Annotated in this window: 4 protein-coding genes; 3 read left to right on the plus strand and 1 reads right to left on the minus strand. The window is 46.9% G+C overall.

Annotation, left to right across the window (positions count from 1 at the left end; genetic code table 11):
• Nucleotides 1–163: 163 nt before the first annotated feature.
• Complete coding sequence (locus LUQ50_RS02835; RefSeq protein ID WP_300035875.1) at nt 164–295, minus strand: hypothetical protein; 132 nt, start codon at nt 293–295, stop codon at nt 164–166.
• 281 nt (nt 296–576) lie between these two features.
• Here LUQ50_RS02835 and LUQ50_RS02840 point away from each other — a divergent pair, with 281 nt between their 5' ends.
• The 3 genes from LUQ50_RS02840 to LUQ50_RS02850 form a co-directional block, all read left to right on the plus strand.
• Complete coding sequence (locus tag LUQ50_RS02840; RefSeq protein WP_300035884.1) at nt 577–2,427, plus strand: PAS domain S-box protein; 1,851 nt, start codon at nt 577–579, stop codon at nt 2,425–2,427.
• A 131-nt stretch (nt 2,428–2,558) separates the two neighbouring features.
• On the plus strand, nt 2,559–3,089 hold the full coding sequence (locus LUQ50_RS02845) for an LEA type 2 family protein (RefSeq protein ID WP_300035878.1): 531 nt from the start codon (nt 2,559–2,561) through the stop codon (nt 3,087–3,089).
• Between the two features lie 542 nt (nt 3,090–3,631).
• The coding region (locus tag LUQ50_RS02850) for a Cache 3/Cache 2 fusion domain-containing protein (RefSeq protein WP_300035881.1) at nt 3,632–5,105 on the plus strand (1,474 nt) is incomplete at its 3' end.

The following is a 5,105-nucleotide window of genomic DNA, read 5'->3' on the forward strand; positions in this document are numbered from 1 at the left end:
CAGGATTTACCTGTCTGATAAACTCGTTCGCCCTGTCGATAAGAGCAGAGGAACCGTCCACATAGAGGGTTCCTGATTCCCGGATAAACCCGTTCTGCATGTCGCCAATATGGAATACCCGTACCGATCTCATATCGTGAAGATACTGAGTATGATACCAGCACTATTTACGTTCTTTCTGGCCCACCCCAAATAAGAACCTGAACATCGCAAAAATACCAGATCCAGAGCCCCCTCCATTCACCGGTTCCGCGACATTCGCATCAGCCTTCATCACATCAATGGTATAAACCATAGATATTCTCGTGTAAATATGGAGGCGGTTATTGGGCCATCACCAGGCCTCATTCTTCGTACCGGATAATAAAAGTAATATGTAAAGAATCGGATGAAACAAAGACTATGACTTAATCATTCCGGTTTTGCACGGCATATAATTATAACCCCCAACTCAAACATTCAGCATCTAGTGAACTGGCAGGGGGATCAGACATCATACAACATTCTGTTTCAGAGGGATCCAGATGGACAGAACCTTGTAATCAGGAGTGTGAATCACCAGTCTTTTTCAACTGCATCTCTTCTCTTGCTCCCAAAAATGATGAACGGTATCAGGAACTGCTCTCCCTGATTACTGATATTTTCTTTAGGATGACAGTGCAGGGAGTACTCACTGAAGTGAGTCCTTCAATCTCCCGGATCTTCGGGTATTCCCCTGATGAGGTAATTGGTAAAGATATCACCAATTTTTTTGACCGCGATTCTTTGAAAAGGGTTCACACTGAAATATCCAATAAGATAAACCATCCGTCTGAATCATCATGCTATGAGATCCCGATACTGGCACAGGATGGAAAGGCAATACTCTGCGAGATACACAGCAGATACATCCGAAAATCAGGCCATCCTCCAGAGATAATAGGGAGTATCAGAGATATCTCTGAAAATTACAGGATGGAAGATGCTATCAGAACCAGCGAACAGAAATACCGGGATATCGTTGAGAACGCAATTGAAGGGATCTTCCAGACCCGAATGAATGGCGAGATATTAAGTGTCAACACCTCCTTCGCCCGATTCTTCGGATACGACTCATCTGATGATCTTCTCAGGAGCATCACCAATACCAGCCAGATTTATCGCCATCCGGAAGACCGGATACATATTCTCCAGATGCTTGAACAGCAACAGATGGTGAAGGGCATTCTGGTACAGGTTATCAGAAACGATGGTGAGCATCGGTGGATCTCCATAAACGCCCGTAAAGTCTCTCACCAGGGAGGAGATTACATCGAAGGATCCGGGATCGATGTCACCGATAAGGTTCACTTGAGGAGAGAGATCGATGAGAAAGAGCGGATATACTCACTGCTTACAGAACATATTACCGATGTGATATGGACCGCTGATAGGGAGATGCAACTCAATTTCATAAGTCCGTCAGTCGTTCGCCTGCTGGGATATACCCATGAAGAGGTTATAACCAGGCAACTCCATGAGGCATACACCCCTGAATCACTGCACACACTTCTGAGGTACAGAAGAGATCATATGAATGGATCTGATGTCGGCAATCCGGATGATGATATGCCCAGGTACATGGAACTTGCCATGTACCACCGGGATGGTCACCTCGTCTGGACTGAGACGGCCCTTTCCCTGTTACGGGATAATGACAGGATCCCCATTGGAGTAGTCGGGAGCAGCAGAGATATAACTGCCAGAAAACAGGCAGAACGGGCACATCTGGAGATGGAAGCACGGCTCAAAGAAGCACAACAGATCGGGCAGATCGGAAACTGGGAGGTGGACCTTACAACGGGTATCTTTACCTGCTCTGAAGAGGTCTTTCGGATTCTTGAGGTTGTCCCTCAGGACCTCCCATGGACATGTTGGAAATTTCTCACCTTTATCCATCCTGACGAGCAGGAGGAGTTCAAAATCAGGTTTTTCAAACTCATAACCGAATCAGAGTCTGAAGAATCGGTTCTCCGCGTACTTCTTCCAGACGGGGGGACCAAACACCTGCATATCAGGGGAAGGATCAGCCAGATCGAGACTGGGTATGATAACCGGATCATCGGTACGATCCAGGATGTTACCAACCGGATGAGGATGGAGCGGGAACGGGCACAATTGCTCAGACAGATACAGTGTAACATCGCAGAACTTGCCATTCTTAATGACGGAATTAGAAATCCTCTCGCAGTAATAGAGGTGATGCTTGAAACTCATCGCGAAGATGCTCATCATGAGATCCTCTCGCAGATAGCAAGGATTGATGCCATGGTCAGCCAGCTGGACAAGCGATGGATTGATTCAGAGACGATATTTACGTATCTGCAGAAGCATTATGGCATCACGTTGAGCAGTGCAAGGGATCTGTCTGATAATCTTTGGACTCCCCCGAACATCCGAAACTCCTAGCGAGATATGATCGCTCGCTCCCCCCCATCTCATCCCGATTCCAATGAAAGGAGATGGTTCTTCAAATACATCAGTGGCACGAAACCTTCTGATATCAGAAGGTATAAATTCAGGAATCAGAAGAGATTGCTATGGAACGGCGATCTTGGATCATTATTCTTGTTTCTATTCTGGTTATTCTGCTAATCTGCGGTGCAGCTGGAGTAAGTCTCTTTGCTAAGGCACCAACAGCCACGATAACCGGAGTTTCACTCAATTCAGTCAACCTTTCAGCGATTGATCTCACCATTAACGTATCGGTGGACAGCCCGTACCCGGTTGCAGTTCCTGTCAAATCCCTGAATTATTCGATAACATACCAGGGAAAAGATGGAGCAATGCCACTTGGCAATGGCGAACAGAAGGGTTTTACAATCAAACCAGGCAGCCATGAACTGGAAATTCCGATAATTCTCTCAAATCCTTCCCTGATACAGTCTGCACTTCAGGTACTCAAAACCGGTGAGATCAAAATCACTGTTACCGGTACACTCACTCCTGACTTCTTCGGGATTGCCCCCCCGGTACCATTCACCAAGGAGACGACTATCCCGATCAGAGACCAGATCATGATTGGCATCGGATCTCTTGCCGGATCGGTTCTTCAATCTGTCTTGCCGTGATTGAGATATCCGGATCCCGGGACTAAACTGAATCTGAAGTTTGCCTGACAAGGGTAGAGCCGAACAGGGGAAGGGTTATCACAAGCCCCTGTTCTTTCCCCGGTATCATCTCATTTTATTGAAGGGAAACACCAGGTAATTCCCTGCAATCCTGAACGCTGGCTCTTCTTCAACTATTTCTTGTTGATACAGACGGAAAGATAATACAAATGAATTCACATGACGGAGGTAATCCCTAGAAACATAGTAATACCATATAAATATTTGCCAAGCAAAATCGGTAGAATTATCATAGTTACCTAATGACACAATAGTTAGTCAACTCATCCAAACATGGGTGGGGAGGAATTATTCTGAAAGGAAAAATCGGAGATCGGATAACTCATTTTTTAGACCATGCGACTATCGGACGAAAAATTACGATTATCAGTCTGATACTAGTTATTGTACCGGTCCTCGTACTTGGAGCAATTGCATACACCAGTTCCTATAACGCAGTATATAGCGATATCAAACAGAATCTGGAGAACCAGGTCACTGACATGCAAGAGGCAAGTGACACGGTCTATAACCTTACCCAGAGCAAGGTGAATGATGACCTCAATATACTTCGAAGTTCATTTTATGCAAAGGGATCTCCCAGTATCAGCGATGGTAAACTCGTTCTTTCCTCGGGTTCTTCACCGTACGTGGTGAATGATAACTTCGAGATTGTTGACGGAGTACAGAAACTGGTCGGTGGAACTGCTACGGTATTTCAGAAGCAGGGAGATAAGGCAGTCCGGATCTCCACCAACGTGATCGGTGAAGACGGCAAACGGGCGATCGGTACTACCGTGTCACAGGCAGTATATGATTCGGTCATCACCCAGGGCAAGACCTACTATGGTACCGCAAACGTGGTAGGGAAGAAGTACATCACTGCTTATGAGCCGATCAAGAACAACGCCGGAGAAATAATCGGTATTCTCTTTGTCGGAGTTGAGGAGGAGTCAACAGTCGGGGTGCTCAAAAACCAGATCAGATCAAAGAAGATCGGTGAGAAAGGGTACATGTATGTCATTGACAGTACCGGTCTGACCCTGGTTCACCCCACTAATGAAGGAAAAAACGATTCAGAACTTCCATTCATGAAGGAGATCATCACCAAGAAGAACGGATTCATCAAGTATACCTATAACGGGGTCGACAAGGTAGCCGCTTTTGCGTATTACCAGCCACTTGACTGGATCATCGTTGCAAACGGTTCTCTTAGTGATTTCCTGAGCCCAATCGATGCAATCAGAAATACCATCGTCATCGTGATCATCCTTGGTATCATCGGCGGAACAGCTCTTTCATACTGGTTCGGCCGTTCAATATCACGCCGGATGAATGGCCTGGTGGAATTTTCAGATCAGATCACTGCAGGAAACCTTTCGGCAGAGATCAGCGAGACTGAAAGCTTCGATGAGATCGGTACGCTCAGCAGATCCTTCCTTGAAGTGGTCAGAACATTTGACCGGTTCGGTGATGAAGTGCAGACTATCAGTTCTGCTGCGGTGGAAGGGAACCTGGATGTCAGGGGGGATACCTCAAAATTCCAGGGAGACTATGCAACCATCATCGGCGGAGTCAATCAGATCGTTGACGGAATGGTCACTCCGATGAGGGAGGCGATGCGGCTCTCCGGGGAGTACGCCAGCGGTAACTTCGCAGCCCGGATTGATCCAACCCTGCAACTCAAAGGTGAGTACCTCATCTTCAGGGATGCACTCAACACCATCGGTATTGAGGTGTCAGAGGCAATCGCAAAGGTGAAACAGGAGGTTGAAGACCTGAGGGACGCGGTCAGCAATGTTGGTACCAACGTTGATTCGGTGACCAACGGTATCGTCCAGGCACACCACAGCATTGAGGATGTTTCAGCAGGGACCGGACAGGTTGCACAGATCGCAGGAGCGGTCAATACCCTAGCCGAGCACAGTGGTGACAATACCAGACAGATCATGAATGCAATGCAGGATCTTGCCACTA

Source organism: Methanospirillum sp., assembly GCF_028679455.1.
Lineage (GTDB): Archaea > Halobacteriota > Methanomicrobia > Methanomicrobiales > Methanospirillaceae > Methanospirillum.

Excerpts from the sequence above, each read along its gene's own strand:
- LUQ50_RS02835 (WP_300035875.1), bottom strand. The coding sequence starts at position 295 with ATGGTTTATACCATTGATGTGATGAAGGCTGATGCGAATGTCGCGGAA.
- LUQ50_RS02845 (WP_300035878.1), top strand. The coding sequence starts at position 2,559 with ATGGAACGGCGATCTTGGATCATTATTCTTGTTTCTATTCTGGTTATT.